Origin of the sequence: Actinacidiphila paucisporea (assembly GCF_900142575.1) — a bacterium.
GTDB classification, from domain to species: Bacteria; Actinomycetota; Actinomycetes; order Streptomycetales; family Streptomycetaceae; genus Actinacidiphila; species Actinacidiphila paucisporea.
In genome coordinates, this window is record NZ_FRBI01000002.1 from 95469 (window position 1) to 118888 (window position 23420).

A 23420-nucleotide genomic window follows, 5' to 3' on the forward strand; every position below is an offset into this window, starting at 1 on the left:
GTCGCACGCGCGTCCGGATACCTCAACGCAATTGTGCCGGCAGGGCACTTGCGGGGTCTGACGTCCGCTCAGCGGAGCCGTGGAACCGGTAAACGTACTGTCCTGCCATGCCCAAGTCAAGATCTGTTTTTTCGTGCGTCACTCCGATGCAATGGCCTTTCCCAAGGGGAGGTCAAATAATCTTGAGATATCAGCGGAGGATCACCCAACCCGCCGCCCTGGCCCTGGCCGTCGCCGTCCTGGGCGTGCTTCCCACCGCCACCGCGGCGGGCGCGTTCGCGGCGGCGCCGGATCACGCGCCCGGCACCGTATCCGCGGCTTCGGGGCACGATCCGGCGGAGAGCCAGGCACACGACCTGCCGGGCCCGTTCAGCAAGCAGCAGGCGGCCGAGCGCTCCGCCGCCCTGCAGCAGGTGGTCGCCGGGCAGGCGACCGTCCAGCAGATCGGCGCCTCCAAGGTCGTCCAGCTCGGCTCCGGCAAGGGCAAGAAGAGCAAGTACGTCGAGTTGGGCCGGGAGAAGACCGACAAGATCTTCACCATCCTCGCCGAGTTCGGCGACCAGGTGGACAGCACCACCACCTACGACCCGGACGGTCCCGACGGCCCCGAGGCCCCGGTGACCAAGTACGGCGGCACGGCGGGCCCGGCGCACAACACGATAGCCAAGCCCGACCCGGTGGCCGACAACAGCACCGCCTGGCAGGCCGACTACAACCAGCAGCACTTCCAGGACCTGTACTTCTCGCACGCGGCCGGCAAGGACTCGCTGGCGACGTACTACGAGAAGCAGTCCTCGGGCCGCTACTCGGTCGACGGCGAGGTCTCCGCCTGGGTCAAGGTGCCCTGGAACGAGGCCCGCTACGGCTCGAACTACTGCGGCAGCACCATCTGCGCCAGCGCCTGGGACCTGATCCGGGACGCCACCACGGCCTATGTCGCCGACCAGAAGGCGCAGGGCCGCACCGACGCGCAGATCAAGGCGGACCTGGCGCAGTACGACCAGTGGGACCGCTACGACTACGACGGCGACGGCAACTTCAACGAGCCCGACGGCTACATCGACCACTTCCAGATCGTGCACGCCGGCGAGGACGAGTCGGCCGGCGGCGGCGCCCAGGCCACCGACGCGCTGTGGGCGCACCGCTGGTACGCGTACGGCAACGACGCGGGCCGCACCGGGCCGGCCGGCGACAAGGCCGGCGGCACCCAGATCGGCGACACCGGCATCTGGGTCGGCGACTACACCCTCCAGCCGGAGAACGGCGGCCTCGGCGTCTTCGCGCACGAGTACGGCCACGACCTGGGCCTGCCCGACGAGTACGACACCACGTACATAGGCGAGAACAGCACCGCCTTCTGGACGCTGATGTCGTCCGGCTCGTGGATGGGCACCGGCAAGAACGCGATCGGCGACCGCCCGGACGACATGAACGCCTGGGACAAGCTGCAGCTGGGCTGGCTCAACTACGGCACCGCCAAGGCCGCGACGCGCTCGACCACCAAGCTGGGCGTCGCCGAGTACAACACCAAGGACAAGCAGGCGCTGATCGTCACGCTGCCCGACAAGACGGTCACCACCACGGTCACCCAGCCCGCCGAGGGCAGCAAGCAGTGGTGGTCCGGCAGCGGCGACAACCTGTCGAACACCCTGACGCGCTCGGTGGACCTGACGGGCAAGTCGTCGGCGTCGCTCACCCTGAAGGGGTGGTGGGACATCGAGGAGAACTACGACTACCTCTACACCGAGGCCTCCACGGACGGCGGCGCCAACTGGACCGCGCTGGACGGCACCGCGAACGGCAAGTCGCTGCCCAGGGACGGCGGCAACGCCCCGGCCCTGACCGGCACCAGCGGCGCGTACGAGGACCTGTCCTTCCCGCTGGACGCCTACGCGGGCAAGCAGATCCAGCTGCGCTTCCGCTACCTCACCGACGGCGGCGTGGCCCAGAAGGGCTTCACGGCCGACGCGATCACCCTGACCGCCGACGGTGCCGCCCTGGTCACCGACGGCGCCGAGACCGACGACAACGGCTGGACCGCCAAGGGCTTCACCCGGATCGGCGCGTCCTTCACCAACGACTACCCCGAGTTCTACATCGCGGAGAACCGGCAGTACGTCGACTACGACCAGACGCTGGCGACCGGCCCGTACAACTTCGGCTGGCTCAACAGCAAGCCCAAGCAGGTCGAGCACTTCCCCTACCAGAACGGTCTTGTCGTGTGGCTCTGGGACACCTCGCAGGCCGACAACAACGTCGGTGCGCACCCGGGTGCCGGTGAGATCCTGCCGGTCGACGCCCACGCCAAGCCGGAGAAGTGGTCGGACGGCTCGCTGATGCGCAACCGCATCCAGGCCTACGACTCGGCCTTCAGCTGGTACCCCACGCAGGGTCTGACCCTGCACCTGAACGGTGTCGCCGCCAAGGTCGGCGCGAAGCTCGGCTCGCCGGTCTTCGACGACCACTCCGGGACCTACTGGTACGCCAGTAACCCGTACGGCAGCGTGCAGGTGCCCGACACGAACACCCGGATCACCATCGTCGCCGAGCCGCTCAGCGGCAGCACGATGACGCTCCAGGTCGGGCCCGCGCACCGCTGACGCCATCCGCTGTCACACCCGCGGTCATCCCGCGTTCGGCCGTCGCCTGCTGGTGGGCGGCGGCCGAACCGCGGAAGATGTGAGCATGGCCGTCGGAGGTTTCGTCAAGCTGCCGAGCGGCACGGTCGTCGTCGCCCTCGTGCTGGCGCACCCTGCCGACCCGGCGCACACCGTACGGGTCGTGGTGCACGCCCTGAACAGGCAGCGCGCGCTGACCCGGCTCAGCAACCTGGGCTTCCGCGGCACCCGCCTGACGGGCAATGCCGAGCCGCCCACCCCGGACGAGATCACCGCGGTGCTGCACCACCCGGACGGCCTCGTCTGGCGCGACCACCGCGCCAGGACGTCCGACCCCTGGCACCCGATCTCGACGCTGAACCGCGTCTAGGGCCTGTCTAGGGCCTGTCCGGCGGATCTTGCCGGGCCTGCGACGCCCGGCACCGCACCTCGCTGCGTTGTCGAATCATCCTTGTACGACCCGGTACGAGGACGATTCTCCGCCTTGCGATGTACGGCACCGGACGCCGCAGGCTGATCCGCCAAGATCCGCCGGACAGGCCCTAGGCCTGCACCAGGCCGACGCCCGCCGTCCGCAGCTCGGCCAGCGCCTTCTCGGTGGTCTCCTCGGCCACCCCGGCGGTCAGCGCGACCAGCACGCGGGTCGTGAAGCCCTCCCTGGCCGCGTCCAGGGCCGTGGCCCGCACGCAGTGGTCGGTGGCGATGCCCACCACGTCCACCTCGCTGACGTCGCGCTCCCGCAGCCAGCCCGCCAGGTCCGCGCCGTTCTCGTCCCGGCCCTCGAAGCCGCTGTAGGCCGCCGCGTAGGCGCCCTTGTCGAAGACCGCGTCCACCGCGCCGGAGGCCACTGCGGGGGCGAAATTCGGGTGGAACCCGACCCCCTCGGTCCCCGCCACGCAGTGCACCGGCCACGAGGTGACGAAGTCCGGCTCGGCCGAGAAGTGGTCCCCCGGGTCGACGTGGTGGTCCCGGGTGGCCACCACGTGCCGGTAGCTCCCGGCCGCCTCCCCGATCAGGTCCGTGACCGCGGCGGCCACGTCCGCCCCTCCGGCGACCGCGAGACTGCCTCCCTCGCAGAAGTCGTTCTGCACGTCGACGACGATCAGTGCGCGGTGCATTTTGCCCTTTCGGCGGTGGGTGGATACGGCCTGAGCGTAGGGATTCTCCCCCGCCGCGGGAAGCCCCGCACATTGCCGGGGGCTATCCGAGCACCTCGGTGGGCAGGACCGGCTCGCCGCGGGAGAGCTGGGTCGCGGACGCCGGGAGGCCGGCGCGGGCCTCGATGTGGCGCAGCCGGGCCGCGTCGAGGGGCTCGCGGCCGACGATCTCGCCGCCGCGCACCAGGGGGACGAGCAGCTGGTGGCCGGCCAGGTCCTCGGGGATCGGGCCGCTGCCGACGACCTCGGCGGCGGCGACGCCGTCCTCGTCCACCCGGCGGGCGGCCCACTTGCGGCCGCCGACGCTCGTCTTGCCGCCCATCGACTTCTTCGCCACCGGCACCAGTGGCTCGTCGTCGGCCGCGCGGGCGACCAGCTTGTAGACCATCGAGCAGGTCGGGTGCCCGCTGCCGGTCACCAGCGAGGTGCCGACCCCGTAGGAGTCGACCGGCGCCGCGGCCAGCGACGCGATCGCGTACTCGTCCAGGTCCGAGGTGACCACGATCTTGGTGTCCTTCGCCCCGAGGTCGTCCAGCTGCTGGCGCACCCGGTGGGCGAGCAGCAGCAGGTCGCCCGAGTCGATGCGGACCGCGCCCAGCTCGGGTCCCGCGATGTCGACGGCGGCCCGTACCGCGGTCGCCACGTCGTAGGTGTCGACCAGCAGCGTGGTGCCGCGGCCCAGCGAGACGACCTGCGCGGTGAAGGCGTCCCGCTCGGTGTCGTGCAGCAGGGTGAAGGCGTGGGCGCTGGTGCCGACGGTGGGGATGCCGTAGCGGAAGCCCGCCGCGAGGTTGGAGGAGGTCCGGAAGCCGCCGATGTAGGCCGCCCGGGAGGCGGCGACGGCCGCCAGCTCGTGGGTGCGCCTGGCGCCCATCTCCATCAGCGGGCGCCCGCCGGCGGCGACGGCCATCCGGGAGGCGGCGGCCGCGATGGCCGAGTCGTGGTTGAGGATCGACAGGATCACCGTCTCCAGCAGCACCGCCTCGGCGAAGGTGCCCTCGACCCGCAGGATCGGCGAGCCGGGGAAGTAGACCTCGCCCTCGGGATAGCCCCAGATGTCGCCGGTGAAGCGGTATCCGGCCAGCCAGTCGAGCGTCTGGTCGTCCACCACGTGCTCGCGGCGCAGGAAGTCCAGGACGGGCGCGTCGAAGCGGAAGTTCTCGACCGCGTCCAGCACCCGTCCGGTGCCGGCGACGACGCCGTAGCGGCGGCCCTCGGGCAGCCGGCGGGTGAAGGCCTCGAAGACCGAGCGGCGCCCGGCGGCGCCGCTGCGCAGCGCCGCCTGCAGCATGGTCAGCTCGTAGCGGTCGGTGAAAAGCGCGGTGGAGGGCACGTCCACCGGCAGTCCCAGCTCTGCTGTGCTCATGACCGGGATGCTACCCCCTATCTCGTCAGACTGACGAGATGTCGCGGCTGTGCGTGCCCTCACACCGCCCCGGCGAGGCGAGGGCACCCTCGCGAGCACGCCCATTTGTGCGAGACCCCACATGAGCGGCAGCATGGAACCTGTGATGAGTGTCGCCCCAGTCGAACCGTCCAGGACCGAACGCCCCGAGTCCGGCGAAGCGCCTTTCGCGGTCCCCGAACCGGACGTTCCGTGGGTGACGCTCGTGCACAACGACCCGGTCAACCTGATGAGCTACGTGACCTACGTCTTTCAGACGTACTTCGGCTACTCGAAGGGCAAGGCGACCAAGCTCATGGAGGACGTCCACTACAAGGGCAGGGCCGTGGTCTCCAGCGGCACCCGCGAGGAGATGGAGCGCGACGTGCAGGCGATGCACGGCTACGGCCTGTGGGCGACCCTGTCGCAGGACCGCTGATGGGCCGCAGGCGGCCCCGACCGGGCTCCTTCGAGGCCAGGCCCGGCGGCGGCGCGGCCATCGCGCTGGAGGACGGCGAGATCTCCATCCTCCGCTCGCTGGTCGTCCAGCTGCTCGAACTGGTCGGCCCCGGGCCCGGCGCGGCCGACGCGGACGCCGACCCGCTCGCCGAGCTGTTCACCGAGGGGCCGAGCAAGCCGCCGGAGGATCCGGCGCTGGCCAGGCTGTTCCCCGACGCGTACGAGGAGCAGGCGGACGCCTCGGACTTCCGCCGCTTCACCGAGAACGACCTGCGGGCCCGCAAGCGCGACGACGCCCTGGCGATGGTGCGCTGCCTGGACCGCGGCGGCCCGGTGGTCGAGCTGACGCCGGAGGAGTCCCGCCAGTGGCTGGGCACCATGAACGACCTACGGCTGACCATCGGCGCGTATCTGGACATCACCGAGGACGACGACAACGGCCTCTACCACCTGCCGGACGACGACGAGCGCAAGCCGATGGTGGTCGCCTACCTGTGGCTCGGCGCGCTCCAGGAGTCACTGGTCGAGACCCTGATGCCGTAACCGCCCCCGCCGGGTGCGCCTGCCGGGACCCCCTCGGGTGGCGCAGCCGGGATTTCGGCGCCGCGCCCGCGTGGTACGAATCCGGTCATGACGGACGTGAAGGGCGCGGTGCGCGAGACCGGGCCGGACGAGGACTACGAGCGCGGCCTCGGCAGCCGGCAGATCCAGATGATCGCGATCGGCGGCGCCATCGGCACCGGGCTATTCCTCGGCGCCGGCCGCGCCATCCACCAGGCCGGCCCCAGCCTCGTCCTGATGTACGCGGTCGCCGGCGTCGCCGTCTTCGCGATCATGCGGGCACTGGGCGAACTGCTCACCTACCGGCCCGTGTCGGGCTCCTTCGCCGACTACGCCCGCGAGTTCCTCGGCCCGTTCGCCGGCTACGCCACCGGCTGGACGTACTGGCTGATGTGGGTCGTCACCGGAATGGCCGAAGTGACCGCCGCCGCCACGTATCTGGCCTACTGGTGGCCGCAGGTGCCGCAGTGGAGCGCGGCCGCCGGCTTCCTGGTGCTGCTCTTCGCGGCCAACCTGATCTCGGTGAAGCTCTTCGGCGAGGTGGAGTTCTGGCTGTCGATGATCAAGGTCACCGCGATCCTCGGGATGATCGTGATCGGCGTCGGCGTGCTGACCCTGGGGCTCTCCGCGGCCGGTGACACCGCGTCGGTCGGCCACCTGTGGCAGGACGGCGGCTTCTTCCCCCACGGAGTCGGCCGCTCGCTGCTGACCCTGCAGATCGTGATGTTCGCCTACGTCGCGGTCGAACTCGTGGGCGTGACCGCGGGGGAGGCGCGCAACCCGCGCGAGACCCTTCCCCGGGCCATCAACACCCTGCCGTGGCGCATCGTGCTCTTCTACGTCGGCGCGCTCGCCGTGATCCTCTGCGTGGTGTCCTGGACCGAATTCCGGCCCGGCGTCAGCCCGTTCGTGGCCGCCTTCGCCAAGATCGGCATCCCCTTCGGCGCGGCCATCGTCAACTTCGTGGTGCTGTCCGCCGCCCTGTCCTCGTGCAACTCCGGGATGTACTCGACCGGCCGGATGCTGCGCGACCTGGCCGTCAACGGCCAGGGGCCGCGGATCTTCGGCCGGCTGACGGCCCGCCGCACCCCTGCGGCCGGCATCCTCGCCTCGGTGGCCATGATGGGCATCGGGGTGTGGCTCAACTACGTCGACCCGGCAGGCGCGTTCACGTACATCACCGCCTTCGCCACGGTCGCCGGGGTGTGGACCTGGGGCGTCATCCTCAGCTCGCACATCCGCTACCGGGCTGCCGTGCGCGCCGGGCGGGCCGCCCCTGCCTGGTTCACCGCCCCCGGCGGCGCCGCCGCCAGCTGGGCGGCGCTGGGCTTCCTGGCCGCCGTGGTGGTGCTGATCGGCGCCGACAGCCAGGCGCGGATCTCCCTCTACGGCGTGCCGCTGTGGTTCGCCGCCCTCGCGGTCGGCTACCGGGCACTCAAACGGCGCAACCCGGCCGCCTTCGCCCGCCGCGCCCACGTGCCGCCGGTGCCGGGGACGGGGCTGCCGGGCGGCCCGCAGACGGCGCCGGACGCGGCCGCGCTGTGAGCCGGCCCGCGAGCCGGCCGGGCAGGCCCCGCGGGAGGGGGCAGCGCCCTGCCGCAGCCGCGGGCGCCCCTGTTACTTTTCCCGCATGCTGACCATCACCCAGGAGCTGTACGACGCGATCGTGGCCCACGCCCGCGCCGACCACCCCGACGAGGCCTGCGGCATCGTGGCGGGGCCGGAGGGCAGCGGCCGGCCCGAGCGGTTCATCCCGATGCTGAACGCGGCCCGCTCCCCGACCTTCTACGAGTTCGACTCCACCGACCTGCTCAAGCTCTACCGCGACCTGGACGACCGGGACGAGGAGCCGGTGATCGTCTACCACTCGCACACCGCGACCGAGGCGTACCCGTCCCGCACCGACATCTCCTACGCCAACGAGCCGGGCGCCCACTACGTCCTGGTGTCGACCGCGGAGGACTTCCAGTTCCGCTCGTTCCGCATCGTGGACGGCGCCGTCACCGAAGAACCGGTCAAAGTAGTGGCTTCGTACGCCTGACGTCCCGGATGCCGAGACGCGCGCCTCGGCCCGGTTCGGGGAATCGATACGATGAGCCCATGGTTCCCTCCGACGTGAGCGAGAAAGCGCCGGGCACGCTGCTCGTGGCGCGGCTGCACGTCGACCTGTGCCGCCGCACGAGCGCGGCGTGTCCGCGCGCCTGACCGCAGCACCGCACGCACGCCCCGCACGCACCCCGTACGGCCCGCACGCACCGCAGCCCAGCCCCGCGCCACGGACACACGTCCCGCACGCCACCGCACCCCACGCACTCACTGGAGCGCAGACATGGCCATCGAGGTCCGCATCCCCACCATCCTCCGCACCTACACCGACGGCGAGAAGTCGGTCGAAGGTGCGGGCAGCACGCTCGACGAGCTGCTCGCCGACCTCGACACCCGGCACGCGGGCCTGCGCGAGCGGGTCGTCGACGGCGGCGAGCTGCGCCGCTTCGTCAACGTCTACCTCAACGACGAGGACGTCCGCTTCCTGAAGGGCATCGCCACCGAGCTCGCCGACGGCGACAGCGTGACGATCCTGCCCGCGGTCGCCGGAGGCATGGCCTGATGCGGTACGACAGCCCGCTGGCGGCGGTCGGCAACACCCCGCTGGTCCGCCTGCCGCGCCTGTCACCGTCCGACGCGGTGAGCGTCTGGGCGAAGCTGGAGGACCGCAACCCCACCGGCTCGGTCAAGGACCGCCCGGCCCTGCACATGGTCGAGCAGGCCGAGGCCGAGGGGCGGCTCACCCCCGGCTGCACCATCCTGGAGCCGACCTCCGGCAACACCGGCATCTCGCTGGCGATGGCCGCCCGGCTCAAGGGCTACCGCATCGTCTGCGTGATGCCCGAGAACACCTCATCCGAGCGCCGCGAACTGCTCACCATGTGGGGCGCAGAGATCATCTCCTCGCCCGCGGCCGGCGGCTCCAACACCGCCGTGCGGGTCGCCAAGGAGCTGGCGGCCGAGCACCCCGACTGGGTGATGCTCTACCAGTACGGCAACCCCGCCAACGCCGGCGCCCACTACACCACCACCGGCCCGGAGATCCTCGCCGACCTCCCGACCATCACCCACTTCGTCGCGGGCCTCGGCACCACCGGCACCCTGATGGGCGTCGGCCGCTACCTGCGCGAGAAGGTCCCCGGCGTGGCGATCGTCGCCGCGGAACCGCGCTACGACGACCTGGTCTACGGGCTGCGCAACCTCGACGAGGGCTTCGTGCCCGAGCTGTACGACGAGACCGTGCTCACCACCCGCTTCTCCGTCGGCTCGCAGGACGCGGTGCTGCGCACCCGCGAACTGCTCCAGCAGGAGGGCATCTTCGCGGGCGTGTCCACCGGCGCCGCGCTGCACGCCGCGCTCGGCGTCGCCGCGAAGGCCGAACGGGCCGGCGAGCGCGCGGACGTGGTCTTCGTCGTCGCCGACGGCGGCTGGAAGTACCTGTCGACCGGAATCTACACCGCCCCGACCACCGAGGCCGCGGTGGCCGCGCTGCACGGCCAGCTCTGGGCCTGAGGCCCCGCGCCGCCGGGCGGGGGCACCCCCGTCCGGCGTACCGCACCCCGCGGTCCCACCGCACCCTGCCGCCTCCGGCAGCCGAGCACAAAGCGCCAAGTGCGGCCGTACGGGACGTAAAAGACCCCCCGGACTGGTGATTCCGCCCACAACGGGGCGCCGCGGAGGCCCAGCGCGCTGTCTTGCGCTTTACCCTCGCAAGACACGGCGGACCGCTTTCCGCCAATCCCCCCACCCCTCCAGGAATGGGGTGGATGCGGCGTGCCCACGGAGGTGTTTTCCGCAATGAAGCTCACCGTCGTCGGCTGCTCGGGATCGTTCCCGTCCGCGGACTCGGCTTGTTCGAGCTATCTCGTCGAGGCCGACGGCTTCCGGCTGCTGATCGACATGGGCAACGGCGCCCTGGGCGAACTGCAGCGCCACGTCGGGCTGTACGACCTGGACGCGGTCGTGCTGAGCCATCTGCACGCCGACCACTGCATCGACATGTGCGGCTACTTCGTCGCCCGCTACTACCGGCACGACGGCGGCCCGGCCGCCGCGATCCCCGTCTACGGCCCGGACGGCACCGAACGGCGGCTGAACATCGCCTACGGGGACGTACCCGACGAGAAGTGCATGAGCGAGGTCTTCGACTTCCGCACCCTGCGGCCCGGCACCTTCCGGCTCGGCCCCTTCGACGTCACCACCGACCTGGTCAGCCACCCCGTCGAGGCCTACGGCTTCCGGCTCGGCTACCAGGGCCGCACGCTCGCCTACTCCGGCGACACCGGCCCGTGCGACGCGCTGGACACGCTCGCCGAGGGCGCCGACCTCTTCCTGTGCGAGGCGTCCTTCACCGCCGGCAAGGAGGACATCCCCGAGCTGCACCTCAACGGCCGCGAGGCCGGCCAGATCGCCGCCCGCGCCGGCGTCTCCCGCCTGGTCCTGACCCACATCCCCCCGTGGACCAGCCCCGCCGCCAACCTCCGCGACGCCCAGGCGGCCTTCGGCGGCCCGGTGGAACTGGCGAAGGCGGGCGCGGTCTACGAGCTGTAGACCGGGCGCCCGCCCTCGTACGTCCCCGCGTGGGCCGACCTGCCGGCCGACCTACTTGGTCAGGTCCTCGATCTCCTCCTCGGGCTCGCGGCCCGGGGTCTTGAGGTTGAACTTCAGGATCGCGAAGCGGAAGACGAAGTAGTAGATCACCGCGAACACCAGACCGATCGGGATGATCAGCCATGGCCTGGTGGCGTGGCTCCAGTTGATCGCGTAGTCGATCAGACCGGCCGAGAAGTTGAAGCCGGCGTGCACGCCCAGGCCCCAGGTGATCGCCATCGACGCCGCGGTCAGCAGGATGTGGATCACGTACAGCACCGGCGCGATGAACATGAACGAGAACTCGATCGGCTCGGTGACACCGGTCACGAACGAGGTCAGGCCGATGGACACCATCATGCCGAGGACGGCCTTGCGGCGCTCGGGACGCGCCGTGTGCGCCATGGCCAGCGCGGCGGCCGGCAGGCCGAACATCATGATCGGGAAGAAGCCGGACTGGAACATGCCCGCGGTGTGGTCGCCCGCCAGGAAGCGCGGGATGTCACCGTGCACGACGGTGCCGGAGGCGTCGGTGAAGTCACCGATCTGGAACCAGGCCACGGCATTGACGAACTGGTGCATGCCGACCGGGATCAGCGCGCGGTTCACACCGCCGAAGAGGGCGGCGCCGCCCGGGCCCAGGCCCGTCATCCAGTTGCCGAAGTGCGTGATGCCCTCGCCGATCGGCTCCCAGACCAGGCCGAAGAAGACACCGATGACCAGGCCGACGAAGGCCATGATGATCGGCACCAGGCGGCGGCCGTTGAAGAAGCCGAGCCAGTCGGGGAGCTTCGTGCGGTGGAAGCGCTGCCAGACGACGGCGGACAGCAGGCCCATGATGATGCCGCCGAGCACGCCCGGGTCGTTGTAGACCGCGGCGATGTCGATGCCCTTGTTGGCGGTGGTGTTGATCACCGCGTCGTGCACGGGGAAGGCCTGGAGCACCTTGGTGTAGACCAGGAAGCCGACGAGGGCGGCCAGTGCGGTGGAGCCGTCGGACTTCTTCGCGAAGCCGATGGCCACGCCTATGCAGAACAGCATCGGCAGGGCGCCGGTCAGCGCACCGCCGGCGTTGGCGAAGACGGACGCGACCTTGTCCCAGCCCAGGCCGTCGCTGCCGAAGACGTCCGACTGGCCCAGCCGGACCATGATGCCGGCGGCGGGCAGGACCGCGATCGGCAGCTGCAGGCTGCGGCCGATCTTCTGCAGGCCCTGGAAAATCCCGGAACCCCGCTTTTTCGGGGGTGCCGCGGGAGCGGCGTCGGTGGCCGTGGCCGTAGTCATCGAAATCCTCCGTGGTCTATACCACTCAGTGGTGTAGACCTTTTGTAGCACGTCGGATGCACGTAAAGGAATCCACGATTCCGCGTGCTCTGCGTCACATCGCTCACGCATAGCGAAGACCCCCCGGTCCGCTGACCAGGGGGTCTTACCCAACGTGCGCGCGCCCGCTACGGGCGGTGGCGCTACTTGATGTTGTCCCGCTCCATCTCCTCGCCCAGTTCCGCCGGTTCGCGGCCCGGAGTTCTCAGGTTGAAGCGCAGGATGACGAAGCGGAAGAGCAGGTAGTAGAGGACCGCGAAGCCCGCGCCGATCACCAGGATCAGATACGGCTTGGTGGCCAGGTTCCAGTTGATGACGTAGTCGATCAGGCCGGCCGAGAAGCTGAAGCCGTCCTTGATGCCCAGGCCCCAGCACAGCGCCATCGACACGCCGGTCAGCAGCGCGTGGATCGCGTACAGCCCGGGTGCGATGAAGAGGAGCGAGTACTCGATCGGCTCGGTGATGCCGGTGGCGAACGAGGTCAGCGCCACCGACAGCATCAGGCCCCCGACCTCCTTGCGGCGGTCCGGTCTTGCGGTGTGCGTCATGGCCAGCGCGGCGGCCGGCAGCGCGAACATCATGATCGGGAAGAAGCCGGTCTGGAACTGCCCGGCCGAAGGGTCGCCGGCCAGGAAGCGCGGGATGTCGCCGTGCACGACCGTGCCGTCCGGCTTGGTGAAGTCGCCGAACTGGAACCACACGAAGGTGTTCAGGAACTGGTGCAGGCCCACCGTGAGCAGCGCCCGGTTGGCCACGCCGAAGATGCCGGCGCCCCACGAGCCCAGGTCGACCAGCTTCTTGCTGAAGCTGGTCAGGCCGTCGCCGATCGGCGGCCAGATCCACAGGCAGATGACCGCGAAGACGATCGCGACCCCGGCCATGATGATCGGCACCAGGCGGCGGCCGTTGAAGAAGCCGAGCCAGTCGGGGAGCTTGGTGCGGTGGAAGCGCTGCCACAGGTACGCGGTGAGCAGGCCCATCACGATGCCGCCGAAGACGCCCGGGGTCTGGAACTCCGCGAGCGTGGTGGTGCCGTCCTTGAGGGTGCAGGCGCCGGCCAGCTGGCCGAGCTGGGTGAAGGTGGCGCCCTGCGGGCAGTCCTTGGGGAAGCGGGTGAGGACGCCGAAGAAGACCAGGTAGCCGGCGACCGCGGCGAGCGCGGTGGAGCCGTCGGACTTCTTCGCCATGCCGATGGCCACGCCGACGCAGAACAGCAGCGGCAGCCCGAAGTTGCCGTCGAGCAGCGCGCCGCCCGCGCCCACGAAGACCTTGGACAGCCGGTCCCAGCCCAGGCCCTGGCTGCCGAAGACGTCGGGCTGGCCGAGCCGGGTGATGATGCCGGCCGCCGGCAGCACGGCGATCGGCAGCTGGAGGCTGCGTCCCATCTTCTGCAGGCCCTGGAAGAACCTGCTGCCCCAGCTGCGGCGGGAGGCCCCGGCGGTGGCGTCCGCGGCGCTCACCCGGGACCGCCGCGGCGGGGGTGGTCGCGTACAGTGGTGTAGACCACTTGGGGGTGCGGGAGACCGGCGTCCATGATCGACATGGTGGTCCACCGGGCGGTCAACCGCCCGTGAAGTTGGGCCAACCGTGCGTTACCGTGACATAACGGACCCGCGGTGGGTCAGAGACACAGGGAGACTCAGATGGCCACCAAGGCAGAGAAGATCGTCGCCGGGCTCGGCGGACTCGACAACATCGAAGAGGTCGAGGGCTGCATCACCCGGCTCCGCACCGAGGTCCGCGACCCCTCCCTCGTCGACGAGGCCGCGCTCAAGGCCGCGGGCGCCCACGGCGTCGTCAAGATGGGCACGGCGATCCAGGTCGTCATCGGCACCGACGCCGACCCGATCGCCTCCGACATCGAGGACATGATGTAGCCCTCGGGCTCCCACACCCCGCCCCGCGCCCTCCCCGGGCCCGGGGCGGCCCCATGCCGGGGCGCACCGGGCACCAGGGGCGGAACCGGCCCCGCGTTCACCCGGATAGGCTCGGGGGATGTCACGTTTCGACGGCCGCAGGCCGGATCAGCTCCGCACCGTCAGCATCGAGCGCAGCTGGAGCAAGCACGCGGAAGGCTCGGTCCTCGTGTCGTTCGGCGACACCCGCGTCCTGTGCAGCGCCAGCGCCACCCAGGGCGTCCCCAGATGGCGCAAGGGCAGCGGCGAAGGCTGGGTCACCGCCGAGTACGCGATGCTGCCGCGCGCCACCAACACCCGCGGCGACCGCGAGTCCGTCCGCGGCAGGATCGGCGGCCGCACCCACGAGATCTCCCGCCTCATCGGCCGCTCCCTGCGCGCCGTCATCGACTACAAGGCCCTCGGCGAGAACACCGTCGTCCTGGACTGCGACGTCCTGCAGGCCGACGGCGGCACCCGCACCGCCGCGATCACCGGCGCCTACGTCGCCCTCGCCGACGCCGTCACCTGGATGCAGAACAACCACTTCATCAAGGCCAAGTCCCGCCCCCTGACCGGCACGGTCGCCGCCGTCAGCGTCGGCATCGTCGGCGGCGTACCGCTGCTCGACCTCGCCTACGAGGAAGACGTCAAAGCCGAGACCGACATGAACGTCGTCTGCACCGGCGACGGCCGCTTCGTCGAGGTCCAGGGCACTGCCGAGGGCCAGCCCTTCGACCGCGCCGAACTCGACGCCCTGCTCGCGCTGGCCGTCGGCGGCTGCGCCGAGCTGACCGCGGCCCAGCTGGCGGCACTGGCGGCCACCCAGGGCTGACCGGGCCGCCGGCGGGCCGTTGCGGGCGAAGCCACCGCCGCCACCCGCAACGGCCGGCCCGGCAGGCCGGGAATAATCTCCCCCATGACCCGCCGCCTCGTACTCGCCACCCGCAATGCCCACAAGGTCGTCGAACTCCGGGCGATCCTCGCCGGCGCCGGACTCGACGTCGACCTCGTGGGGGCCGACGCCTACCCGGACATCCCCGACGTCAAGGAGACCGGCGTCACCTTCGCCGAGAACGCCCTGCTCAAGGCGCGCGCCCTCGCCGAGGCCACCGGGCTGCCCGCCGTCGCCGACGACTCGGGCCTGTGCGTCGACGTCCTCGGCGGCGCCCCCGGCATCTTCTCCGCCCGCTGGGCGGGACGCCACGGCGACGACGCCGCCAACCTCGCCCTGCTCCTCGCGCAACTCGGCGACATCGACACCCCCCACCGCGCCGCCCACTTCGCCTGCGCCGCCGCCCTGGCCCTCCCCGACGGCACCACCCGCGTCGCCGAGGCACGCCTGACCGGCACCCTCCGCCACACCCCCGCCGGCACCGGCGGCTTCGGCTACGACCCGATCCTCCAGCCCGACGGCGACACCCGCACCTGCGCCGAACTGACCCCCGCGGAGAAGAACGCCATCAGCCACCGCGGCAAGGCCTTCCGCGCCCTGGCCCCGACGGTGGCCGAACTCCTGGGCTGAGCACGCAGCGGGGCGCGGCACTCGATGAGTGTCGCGCCCCGGCGGTGGGCCCGGTGGGACTCGAACCCACGACACACCGGACCTAAACCGGCGCCCTCTTGCCAGCTGGGGTACGGGCCCGCCGCGGCTACTCTACTGGGTCGTCCTACGTGGCCGGCCGACGCGATCTGACGGAGAACGTACGGGTCTGGCTGTGGCATGACGGGCACAGGTAGCGCAGGTTCGCCCGGCGGTTGTCCAGCCGGTCCCCGTTGACGTGGTCGATCTCCAGTACCAGTCGTCTGCCCTGCCAGCGGTCGCCGGTGCCGCACTCGGCGCAGCGGTGCGGCATGCCCGACTCGTCGAGCGCACGCCGCAGCAGCACCGTCTTCGTACGGTTCGCCCCTGGTTCGCACGGCTGGAGGATCTGCTCGGCGGACTTCCGTTGCGGCGACACCTTGCCGCGGGTGTGGCCCTGGCCGGTGAAGTGGTCGGTAGGGATCCCGTGGGCCGACAGACTGCGCCGCAGCCGCGCGCGAGCCGCCCCGGTGCCGCGGATGCCGAGATGCCGCAGCGCCCCGGCAAGGCTCACCGCCGACGCGACCGCCGCCTCGCACGCCTCCCGTGGGATGTGCTCGGGCCCACGCCTCGCCCCGGTCACCTGGACGGCCTCTTGCGTCCGCGGTAAGTGTCCGTGACGGCGTGGCAGTTGGGGCACAGGAGCCGCAGGTTCCGCGGGCGGTTGTCCCACCACTCGCCACTGACGTGGTCGACTTCGAGCACGATCGGCCGACCGTTCCACTCCGGTCCGATGCCGCACATGGCGCACTCCTCGGCCACTCCGGCGGCGAGCAGGGCACGCCGGAGCCGTCGGCCGGGAACTCTTCCCCGCTCGGGCGCGCGCATGTGCAGCGGGTCGGATCGGCCGCCGCCCGGTGACCGCCCTGCCGACCGGCTGAAATGACCGGTGTCGATACCCAGCGCGGCTATCCGCCGGCTGATGTGGGTGTGATTGCCGCCCACCTGGCTGATGCCCAGATGCCGTACGACGTCCTTGATGCTCGACGAGGCGGCGACGGCCGCCCGCAGGCGGCTCTCGGTGTGCCGCACCCGGCCGGTGGCGAAGTGCGAGACATCGATCCCCGCCTCGGTCAACTTCCGGCGCAGATAGCGTCTGCTGCCAGGCGTCGGGCTGCCTCCGCAGTGCCTGACCGCATCGTCCAGGTGGCACGTCACCCGGGCGGCCTCCTCCAGCAACTCGCGCGTGTACCTGACGGCCACGTTCCCTCCGTTCCTCGGGCACCTGTTCGCGCCCCGTACGGAGTAACGAAGCTCGGCCCGCCCGGTTACGGGCCGTCACACGCCCAGGTCGCGGATCAGCTTCGCCACGTGGCCCGTCGCGCGGACGTTGTAGAAGGCGTGGGCGACCTTGCCCTCCTCGTCGACGATGACCGTGGAGCGGATGACGCCCGTCATCTTCTTGCCGTAGTTCATCTTCTCGCCGTAGGCGGCGTAGGCGGTGAGGGCGGCGCGGTCGGGGTCGGACAGCAGGGTGACGCGGAGGGATTCCTTCGTGCGGAACTTGGCGAGCTTGTCGGGGAGGTCGGGGGAGATGCCGAGGACGTCGTAGCCGGCGGTGGCCAGCTGGTCGAGGTTGTCGGTGAAGTCGCAGGCCTCCTTGGTACAGCCGGGGGTCATGGCGGCGGGGTAGAAGTAGACGATGACCTTGCGGCCGCGGTGGTCGGCGAGGGAGACGTCCTTGCCGTCCGCGTCCTTGAGGGTGAAGTCGGGGGCGGGGTCGCCGGGTGACAGGCGCTCGGCCATGGGAAGCTCCTCAGTCAAACGGGGGTGCCGACGAGGCGTGGGCCGCGTCGTACTGACAGACTGTCCGAACGCTACTTAATCAGGCGATGGAGGCGACGCGGTGTCGGACGACGTCAGGACGCCCGCTCAGATCGAGGCGGAGATCACCCGCAGGCGGCAGGACCTCGCGGTGGTGCTGGACGAGCTAGCGGTGCGGGTGCACCCGGTGACGATCGCGCGGGACGCGAAGGCCAAGGCCGTCTCCGCGGTGGACCGTACGGTGGGGCAGGCTTACGTCGCCGTGAACCGTGCGGTCGGCCGGGCGAAAGCGCCGTTCGTCCGCAACGACGGCGCCCCGCGGCCCGAGCGCATCGTGCCGGCCGCGCTGGCGGTCGTCGGGATCGCCGCCGCGGTGGCCGGTCTCTCGGTGCGGCGGCGCCGCCGGTAACGTCGTGCGCGTGAGGTCGAACAGTGAGCACGACAAGCTGCCCATCCGGATGCTCCACGACCGCGTGCTGGTGCGGCACGAGGCGGGTGAGGGCGAGCGGCGCAGCGGCGGCGGGATCCTGATCCCGGCGACCGCCGCCGTGGGGCGGCGGCTGGCGTGGGCCGAGGTCGTCGCGGTGGGGCAGAACGTGCGGACCGTGGAGGTCGGCGACCGGGTGCTGTACGACCCGGAGGACCGGGCCGAGGTCGAGGTGCGGGGAGTGGGGTACGTCCTGATGCGGGAGCGCGACCTGCACGCGGTCGCCGCCGAGCGCCTCCAGGGCTCCGACGACTCCACCGGCCTGTATCTGTGAGGTCCACGGCTGCCGGTGCGTGTGACAGGCCCTAACCGCTCTGCCTGGTCGGGCGGGTCCCGCCGGCGATGCCGCCGACCGGGTTCAGCGTCGGCGGCGCGGTGGTCGGGTCGGGCGGCGGCTGGGATGTCGGGCCCGTCGTGTGCGTCGGTTCCGTCGTGCCGGCCGGCGGGGTGCTCGGCGACGAGCTGGCCGGAGGTTCGCTGCTCGGCGGGGGCTCGCTGGTCGTCGGCTGCGACGTCGTCGGCTGGTCGGTGGCCGGCGGGTCGGATTCCTGGGGATCCGGCGGCAGCTCCTTCGTCACCTGCAGGTCGAAGTCCTTGACGGGGACGTCGCGCAGCGCGGCCGCGGTGTAGGACGCCCAGACCTTGCCGGGTGCCCCGCCGCCGTTGATCCGTGCCTGGTCCAGGGCGTGGTAGAGCGGTTCCTGCTTGCCGGTGTCCGGGTTCATGCCGAGGACGGCGACCACGGTGGCCAGCTTCGGGGTGTAGCCGGCGAACCAGGCGGCTATGTCGTTCTCCGCGGTGCCGGTCTTGGCCGCGGACGGCCAGCCGGAGTCCTGGGCGGCGGTGGCGGTGCCGTGCGGGCTCTCCACGACGCTGCGCAGCACGGAGGTGACGGTGTCGGCGGCCTCCCGGGGCACGGTCTGCCGGGCCTCCCGCTTGGGCAGCGTCAGGTCGTTGCCGTCCTTGGTGACCTTGAGCACCAGGGTGTACGGGACCTGCCGGCCGTGGTCGGCGAGGGTGGCGTAGACCTGGGCCATGTCCAGCGGGCTGGCGCCGAAGGAGCCGAGGGCCATCGCGGGGGTGGTGGGGATCTTGACGTCGTCGGGCATGCCGAGTTCACCGGCGGTGTCGATGACCTTCTGGGTGCCGACGTCCTGCGCCATCTGGGCGTAGACGGCGTTGACGGACTGGTCCATGGCCCGGGTGACGTTTATCCGGCCGTAGCTCTTCTTGTCCTCGTTCTCCGGCGCGTAGCCGACGGGGCCGTCGGGGCCGACCACGGGGCGCTTGTTCTCGCCGTCGTAGACCGTGGTGGGGGTGATGGGGTCGCCGTCCTGGGTCTTGGAGCCGTGCTGGAGGGCGGCGGTCAGCACCACCGGCTTGAAGGTGGAGCCGGGGGGATAGGTCGCGTTGGTGGCACTGCTGACGTACTGCTTGGTGTAGTCGATGCCGCCGTAGAGCGCGACGACGTCGCCGGTCGCCGGGTCGATGGAGGCGCCGCCGGCCCGCACGTACTTGTCGGCGGCGGTGTGGCCGAGCCGGTCGTAGATGTTCTTCTGCGCGGCGGTGACGAAGGCGTCCTCCTTCGGCTTCTGGATGCTGGTGACGATGCGGTATCCGCCGAGCCGCAGCGAGTCGGAGTCCACGATGTGGTGCTCGTCCAGGTACTGGTTGACGGCTTCGACGATGTAGCCGCGCTGGCCGGCCTTGCTGGCGGTGGGCTTGGGCTTGCCGATGGCCGGGAAGTGCGTGGCACCGCGCTGGGAGGCGGTGAGCCAGTGTTCCTTGACCATCCCGTCGAGGACGTAGTTCCAGCGGGCCTTGGCGGCGGGCGCGCTTTCCGGGTGCGCGGCCAGGTCGAACTCGCTGGGCGCGTTGAGCAGGGTGGCCAGATAGGCGCCCTGCGCCGTGGTCAGCTCCGACGCGTTCTCGTCGAAATAGGCCTGCGAGGCGGCCTGGATGCCGTACGCGTTCCGCCCGTAGTAGCTGGTGTTGAGATAGCCCTCGAGAATCTGGTCCTTGGACACGTTGCGATCGAGTTTGATCGCGATGAAGAATTCCTTGACCTTGCGTGACGCGGTCTGGTTCTGGTTCAGGTAGTAGTTCTTCACATATTGCTGCGTGATGGTCGAACCGGACTGCCTGCCCTTGCCGGTCGCCGTGTTGTAGGCGGCGCGCAGCATCGCCTTCGGGCTGACGGCGGACTCGTGGTAGAAATTGCGGTCCTCCGCGGAGAGCACCGCGTGCTGCGCGGTCGCGGCGACCTCGGCGAGCGATACGTTCTGCCGGTTGACCGCGCCGTCGCGGGCCAGCTCGGTCTTGCCGTCGGCGTAGTAGTAGACGTTGCTCTGCGCGACGGCCGCCGCGTTGGCGTCGGGGATGGACACCAGGGCGTAGCCGACGAAGAAGCCGCCGAGCAGCAGTGCCACCACGCCGAGCACCGTGCCGGTCATGAACCGCCAGGTCGGCAGCAGCCGCCGCCACCCGGACCTGCGGGGACGCCCGCCGCCCGCTGCCGACCCGCCGCCGGCCGCCCCGTACTGCGCGTTGCTCATATCTGTAGGGACTCCTCATCCGCCGCCAGGGTTGGGCCCGCGGCGGAAAAACCTGGGCCGATCGGTACGGACGGGCACGTACGCGTACGTACGCCCCATGCGTGACCACCATCCACAGTGCAGCATCGTTCGCCCTCCCGGATCGGGTGGCGCGCATCCGTGACAGGGCTGTGACAGGAGGGGCGGCGTGGCGCCTTCCCCTCGGGGGCGGAAAACCGGTGGAGAAGGTGACGCCGCGCACACTAGGCTCGGCCGCTTGTGTGCCGGGCGGTCGCGGGGGTCTTTCCGCGGTCATTCCCGGCCTTCCTGCGGGGAGCGGAAAGGCGTGGGGAATGGGTGGTTTCTACGCTGCCGTCGTGGTCCGCGGCTTCCGCCGCTTCGCGACGTATCGCGTGGCGACGGCGGCGGGCGTGTTCACCAATACGGTTTTCGGTCTGATCATCTCGTACAGCTATATCGCGCTGTGGGACCAGCGCCCGCACCTCGGCGGTTACACCGAGGCGCAGGCGCTGACGTATGTGTGGGTCGGGCAGGGGCTGCTGGCGGCGATGGCGCAGATGGGCGGCGGTTTCGAGACGGAGATGATGGAGCGGATCAATTCCGGCGCCATCGCCGTCGACCTCTACCGGCCCGCTGACCTCCAGGGCTGGTGGCTGGCCGCCGACCTGGGCCGGGCCGCCTTCCAGCTGCTGGGCCGCGGGGTGGTGCCGATCGCCTGCGGGGCGCTGGTCTTCGACCTGGCGCTGCCGGCGTCGCCGCTGGTGTGGCTGCTGTTCGCCGCCGCGGTCGCGCTGGGCACGGTGGTGAGCTTCGCGATCCGCTTCCTGGTGGGCCTGAGCGCCTTCTGGCTGCTGGACGGGGCCGGGGTGGTGCAGATGACCTGGATCGTGGGGCTGTTCTTCTCCGGGATGCTGCTGCCGCTGAACGCCTTCCCGGGCGCGCTCGGCGACATCGCCCAGGCGCTGCCCTGGTCGGCGATGCTCCAGGTGCCGGCCGACGTGCTGCTCCAGCGGCGGCACGGGGCGGACGCGCTGCTCGCGCTGGCCTTCGAGGCGGGCTGGGCGGCGGTGCTGCTGGCCGCCGGGCGGCTGCTCCAGGGTGTCGCGACCCGCCGGGTGGTGGTGCACGGTGGCTGAGTCGGCGGCGCGGACGCGGGCCACCCCGGCGGCGGAGCGCACGCCCGGCGCGGTCGCCGAGTCGGTGCGGGCCTACCGGCTGGTCGTCGGGATGTGGATGCGCTCCACGATGGCCTACCGGGCGTCCTTCGTGATGACCGCGCTGGGCAATCTGGCGGCGACCGCGCTGGACTTCGTGACGATCGTGCTGATGTTCTCGCACATCCACGCGCTGGGCGGTTTCACCCTCCCCGAGATCGCCCTCCTCTACGGCACCGCGAGCACGTCCTTCGGGCTCGCCGACCTGCTGGCCGGCTCCCTGGACCGGCTGGGCGAGCGGGTGCGCGACGGCACCTTCGACACGCTGCTGCTGCGCCCGGCGCCGGTGCTGGCCCAGGTGGCCGCGGACCGGTTCGCGCTGCGCAGGCTCGGCCGGGTGACGCAGGGCGTGCTGGTGCTCGGCTGGTCGCTGCCGCGCGTCGACGTCCACTGGACGGTGGTGAACGTGGCTCTGCTGCCCGTGACGCTGCTGGCGGGGGCGGCGATCTTCTGCGCCGTCTTCGTCGCCGGCGGCGCCTTCCAGTTCTGGGCCGGCGACGCGGCGCAGGTGCAGAACTCCGTCACCTACGGCGGCGCCACGCTGCTGCAGTACCCGCCCGGGATCTTCTCCCGCGAGCTGCTGCGGGGCGTCACCTTCGTCGTCCCGCTGGCCTTCGTCAACTGGCTGCCCTGCCTGCGCATGCTGGGCCGCCCCGACCCGCTGGGCCTGCCCGGCTGGGTGGACTTCGCCGGGGTGCCGGTGGCCCTGCTGTGCTGCGCGCTGGCCGGCGTGGTCTGGCGCGCCGGCGTCCGTTCCTACCGCAGTACGGGGAGTTGAGAGCGTGACCCAGTCCGGGGAACCGATGATCGCCGTCGAGGACGTGGAGAAGGTCTTCGACGTACGCCGCAAGGCAGCCGGGCGGCTGCGCAGGGAGCGCCACCGGGTCAGGGCGGTCGACGGGCTGTCCTTCACCGTGCCGCGCGGCGAGATGGTCGGCTACATCGGCCCGAACGGCGCCGGCAAGTCCACCACCATCAAGATGCTCACCGGCATCCTCACCCCCAGCGGCGGCCGGGTGCTGGTGGCGGGCATCGACCCGTCCCGCGACCGCGCCCGGCTGTCCCGCAGGATCGGCGTCGTCTTCGGGCAGCGCACCACCTTGTGGTGGGACCTGCCGCTGCGCGACTCCTACCAGCTGGTCCGCAGGATGTACCGGATCGAGGACGCGCGGTACGCCCGCAACCTGGCCGCCTGCGTCGAACTCCTCGACCTCGGCCCGCTGCTCGACGTGCCGGTGCGGCAGCTCTCGCTCGGCCAGCGGATGCGCGGCGACATCGCGGCGGCGCTGCTGCACGACCCCGAGGTTCTGTACCTGGACGAGCCGACGATCGGCCTCGACGTCGTCAGCAAGGCCAAGGTCCGCGGCTTCCTGCGCACCGTCAACGCCGAACGCGGCACCACCGTGCTGCTCACCACCCACGACCTCACCGACATCGAGACGCTGTGCAGCCGGGTCATGGTCATCGACCACGGCCGGCTGATGTACGACGGTGGCCTCGACGGGCTGCACGCGGCCGGCGACTCGGAGCGCACGCTGGTCGTCGACTTCGCCCGCGAGCTGCCGCCCGTCGAGGTGCCCGGCGCCCGCTGGGTGCGCAGCGAGGGTCCGCGCCAGTGGCTGGCCTTCCCCGCCGGCGACAGCGCGGCGCCACTGGTGGCCGCGCTCGCCGCGCGCCACCCGCTGGTGGATTTGTCGGTGCGCGAACCCGCGATCGAAGATGTCATCGCCCGGATGTACGGGGCGGCGTAGCATCCCCGGAACCGTCCGTACGGGCCGGACGGTCG

General features: G+C 71.2%; 26 protein-coding genes and 1 tRNA gene. 18 read left to right on the forward strand and 9 right to left on the reverse strand.

All coding sequences use genetic code 11. The features are described 5' to 3' along the window. The first annotated feature begins 182 nt into the window (after positions 1–182). The gene (locus BUE44_RS03600) at positions 183–2600 is read left to right on the forward strand and encodes an immune inhibitor A domain-containing protein (RefSeq protein WP_235001890.1); all 2418 of its coding nucleotides are present in this window, start codon (positions 183–185) and stop codon (positions 2598–2600) included. An 85-nt stretch (positions 2601–2685) separates the two neighbouring features. Further along, positions 2686–2988, forward strand: coding sequence for a hypothetical protein (locus tag BUE44_RS03605; protein WP_073493625.1), 303 nt, complete (start codon positions 2686–2688; stop codon positions 2986–2988). 172 nt (positions 2989–3160) lie between these two features. Here the strand turns inward: BUE44_RS03605 and BUE44_RS03610 are convergent, their stop codons facing one another. Next, positions 3161–3736 (reverse strand): isochorismatase family protein, encoded by a 576-nt coding sequence (locus tag BUE44_RS03610; protein ID WP_073493627.1) that lies wholly within the window; start codon positions 3734–3736, stop codon positions 3161–3163. Positions 3737–3818: 82 nt separating this feature from the next. Next, entirely contained in the window at positions 3819–5141 is a 1323-nt protein-coding gene (locus tag BUE44_RS03615; protein WP_073493630.1) for a nicotinate phosphoribosyltransferase, read from the reverse strand. Between the two features lie 133 nt (positions 5142–5274). Between BUE44_RS03615 and clpS the strand changes: the two genes are divergently transcribed. The 8 genes from clpS to BUE44_RS03650 all read left to right on the forward strand — a co-directional run bounded on the left by clpS (position 5275) and on the right by BUE44_RS03650 (position 10775). After that, entirely contained in the window at positions 5275–5598 is a 324-nt protein-coding gene (clpS, locus tag BUE44_RS03620) for an ATP-dependent Clp protease adapter ClpS (protein ID WP_073493632.1), read from the forward strand. Beyond that, complete coding sequence (locus tag BUE44_RS03625; RefSeq protein WP_073493634.1) at positions 5598–6161, forward strand: DUF2017 domain-containing protein; 564 nt, start codon at positions 5598–5600, stop codon at positions 6159–6161. The genes clpS and BUE44_RS03625 overlap by 1 nt, the downstream gene beginning before the upstream one ends. An 87-nt stretch (positions 6162–6248) precedes the next feature. Next, positions 6249–7724: an amino acid permease gene (locus tag BUE44_RS03630; RefSeq protein WP_073493636.1), complete on the forward strand. Its 1476-nt coding sequence runs from the start codon at positions 6249–6251 to the stop codon at positions 7722–7724. Between the two features lie 85 nt (positions 7725–7809). Next, positions 7810–8220: a Mov34/MPN/PAD-1 family protein gene (locus BUE44_RS03635; protein ID WP_073493638.1), complete on the forward strand. Its 411-nt coding sequence runs from the start codon at positions 7810–7812 to the stop codon at positions 8218–8220. 59 nt (positions 8221–8279) lie between these two features. Continuing rightward, positions 8280–8384, forward strand: a complete 105-nt coding sequence (locus BUE44_RS39470; protein ID WP_322939428.1) for a putative leader peptide — start codon at positions 8280–8282, stop codon at positions 8382–8384. Between the two features lie 124 nt (positions 8385–8508). Continuing rightward, a complete protein-coding gene (locus tag BUE44_RS03640) occupies positions 8509–8787 on the forward strand; it encodes a MoaD/ThiS family protein (RefSeq protein ID WP_073493640.1) in 279 nt (92 codons plus the stop codon). After that, entirely contained in the window at positions 8787–9737 is a 951-nt protein-coding gene (locus BUE44_RS03645) for a PLP-dependent cysteine synthase family protein (RefSeq protein WP_073493643.1), read from the forward strand. The genes BUE44_RS03640 and BUE44_RS03645 overlap by 1 nt, the downstream gene beginning before the upstream one ends. Before the next feature lie 285 nt (positions 9738–10022). Then, positions 10023–10775, forward strand: a complete 753-nt coding sequence (locus tag BUE44_RS03650; RefSeq protein WP_073493645.1) for an MBL fold metallo-hydrolase — start codon at positions 10023–10025, stop codon at positions 10773–10775. A gap of 51 nt (positions 10776–10826) precedes the next feature. Here BUE44_RS03650 and BUE44_RS03655 read toward each other — a convergent pair whose 3' ends face one another. Continuing rightward, positions 10827–12098: a PTS transporter subunit EIIC gene (locus BUE44_RS03655; protein ID WP_073493648.1), complete on the reverse strand. Its 1272-nt coding sequence runs from the start codon at positions 12096–12098 to the stop codon at positions 10827–10829. 182 nt (positions 12099–12280) lie between these two features. After that, positions 12281–13522: a PTS transporter subunit EIIC gene (locus BUE44_RS03660; protein ID WP_079189509.1), complete on the reverse strand. Its 1242-nt coding sequence runs from the start codon at positions 13520–13522 to the stop codon at positions 12281–12283. 258 nt (positions 13523–13780) lie between these two features. Between BUE44_RS03660 and BUE44_RS03665 the strand changes: the two genes are divergently transcribed. The 3 genes from BUE44_RS03665 (at position 13781) to rdgB (ending at position 15557) form a co-directional block, all read left to right on the forward strand. Further along, positions 13781–14014 (forward strand): glucose PTS transporter subunit EIIB, encoded by a 234-nt coding sequence (locus BUE44_RS03665; RefSeq protein WP_073493653.1) that lies wholly within the window; start codon positions 13781–13783, stop codon positions 14012–14014. A 118-nt stretch (positions 14015–14132) separates the two neighbouring features. Beyond that, positions 14133–14867 carry a ribonuclease PH gene (gene rph, locus BUE44_RS03670; RefSeq protein WP_073493655.1) on the forward strand — a complete coding sequence of 245 codons (735 nt, stop codon included), beginning with the start codon at positions 14133–14135 and terminating at the stop codon, positions 14865–14867. Positions 14868–14951: 84 nt separating this feature from the next. Then, positions 14952–15557, forward strand: coding sequence for an RdgB/HAM1 family non-canonical purine NTP pyrophosphatase (gene rdgB, locus BUE44_RS03675; RefSeq protein WP_073493657.1), 606 nt, complete (start codon positions 14952–14954; stop codon positions 15555–15557). A gap of 45 nt (positions 15558–15602) precedes the next feature. On the opposite strand, the gene BUE44_RS03680 is transcribed toward rdgB, so the two are convergent. From BUE44_RS03680 to bcp, 4 genes are all read right to left on the reverse strand, one after another. Beyond that, a tRNA-Leu gene (locus tag BUE44_RS03680) sits at positions 15603–15677 on the reverse strand. A gap of 25 nt (positions 15678–15702) precedes the next feature. Continuing rightward, the gene (locus tag BUE44_RS03685) at positions 15703–16197 is read right to left on the reverse strand and encodes an HNH endonuclease signature motif containing protein (RefSeq protein ID WP_073493659.1); all 495 of its coding nucleotides are present in this window, start codon (positions 16195–16197) and stop codon (positions 15703–15705) included. After that, positions 16194–16817 carry an HNH endonuclease gene (locus BUE44_RS37355; protein WP_159450226.1) on the reverse strand — a complete coding sequence of 208 codons (624 nt, stop codon included), beginning with the start codon at positions 16815–16817 and terminating at the stop codon, positions 16194–16196. The genes BUE44_RS03685 and BUE44_RS37355 overlap by 4 nt, the downstream gene beginning before the upstream one ends. A 75-nt stretch (positions 16818–16892) precedes the next feature. After that, a complete protein-coding gene (gene bcp, locus BUE44_RS03695; protein ID WP_073493661.1) occupies positions 16893–17360 on the reverse strand; it encodes a thioredoxin-dependent thiol peroxidase in 468 nt (155 codons plus the stop codon). 100 nt (positions 17361–17460) lie between these two features. On the opposite strand from bcp, the gene BUE44_RS03700 reads away from it, so the two are divergent. Continuing rightward, positions 17461–17787, forward strand: coding sequence for a DUF3618 domain-containing protein (locus BUE44_RS03700; RefSeq protein ID WP_073493663.1), 327 nt, complete (start codon positions 17461–17463; stop codon positions 17785–17787). A 49-nt stretch (positions 17788–17836) separates the two neighbouring features. Further along, the gene (locus tag BUE44_RS03705) at positions 17837–18139 is read left to right on the forward strand and encodes a GroES family chaperonin (RefSeq protein WP_073494480.1); all 303 of its coding nucleotides are present in this window, start codon (positions 17837–17839) and stop codon (positions 18137–18139) included. A 31-nt stretch (positions 18140–18170) separates the two neighbouring features. Here the strand turns inward: BUE44_RS03705 and BUE44_RS03710 are convergent, their stop codons facing one another. Next, complete coding sequence (locus tag BUE44_RS03710) at positions 18171–20420, reverse strand: transglycosylase domain-containing protein (RefSeq protein WP_073493665.1); 2250 nt, start codon at positions 20418–20420, stop codon at positions 18171–18173. Between the two features lie 332 nt (positions 20421–20752). Here BUE44_RS03710 and BUE44_RS03715 point away from each other — a divergent pair, with 332 nt between their 5' ends. From BUE44_RS03715 to BUE44_RS03725, 3 genes are all read left to right on the forward strand, one after another. After that, positions 20753–21556 (forward strand): ABC transporter permease, encoded by an 804-nt coding sequence (locus BUE44_RS03715; RefSeq protein ID WP_073493667.1) that lies wholly within the window; start codon positions 20753–20755, stop codon positions 21554–21556. A 91-nt stretch (positions 21557–21647) separates the two neighbouring features. Next, positions 21648–22412, forward strand: coding sequence for an ABC transporter permease (locus BUE44_RS03720; protein WP_107415619.1), 765 nt, complete (start codon positions 21648–21650; stop codon positions 22410–22412). A 25-nt stretch (positions 22413–22437) separates the two neighbouring features. Beyond that, entirely contained in the window at positions 22438–23385 is a 948-nt protein-coding gene (locus BUE44_RS03725) for an ABC transporter ATP-binding protein (protein WP_073494484.1), read from the forward strand. Positions 23386–23420: the final 35 nt, after the last annotated feature.